Raw genomic sequence first — 639 nt, forward strand, 5'->3', positions numbered from 1 at the left:
GACACCGGCCCCCGCGACGTACAGCTCCCCCACCACACCGGGCGCCACCAACTCCAGCCCCGGACCCAGCACGTAGGCACGCGTGTTGGCGATCGGTCGGCCGATCGGCGCCGTGAGCGGCCAGCTGTCCGGGCCGTCGCTCAACGTGTGGGCCGTGACCACGTGGGTCTCGGTGGGGCCGTAGTGGTTGTGCAGCACGCGCTCCGGTGCCGAGGTGTGGAACTCGCGGACGACGCGGCTCAACGTCAGGGCCTCGCCGGCCTGCGCGATGGTCCGCAGCCGGGGCAGCGCGCGGTCCTGCTCGACGGCGGCCTCGGCGACGGCCTCCAGCACGAGGTTGGGCGCGAACAGTTCCTCCACTTCGTGCTCGTCCAACCACTCGACGAACCGGGCCGCGTCCCGCCGGACGTCCTCCTCCGGGATCACCAGGGTCTTGCCGTACATCAGGGCCGACAGCATCTCCTGCGCGGAGACGTCGAAGCTGATGGCCGTGAACTGCGCGGTCCTCGTGCCGGGTTCTCCGCCGACCGCCTGGTGGTGCCACTCCAGCAGGTTCACCAGCGCGCCCGCGGGCATGACGACGCCTTTGGGCCGGCCGGTGGAGCCGGAGGTGTAGATGACGTACGCGGGATGATCGGG

At 71.4% G+C, this 639-nt stretch carries 1 protein-coding gene; it reads right to left on the reverse strand.

The window, feature by feature from the left end; genetic code table 11:
• A partial coding sequence (locus IE142_RS35295; RefSeq protein ID WP_191889461.1) for an AMP-binding protein occupies window positions 1-639 on the reverse strand: 639 nt, incomplete at both ends.

Origin of the sequence: Streptomyces mutabilis (assembly GCF_014649815.1) — a bacterium.
GTDB classification, from domain to species: Bacteria; Actinomycetota; Actinomycetes; order Streptomycetales; family Streptomycetaceae; genus Streptomyces; species Streptomyces mutabilis.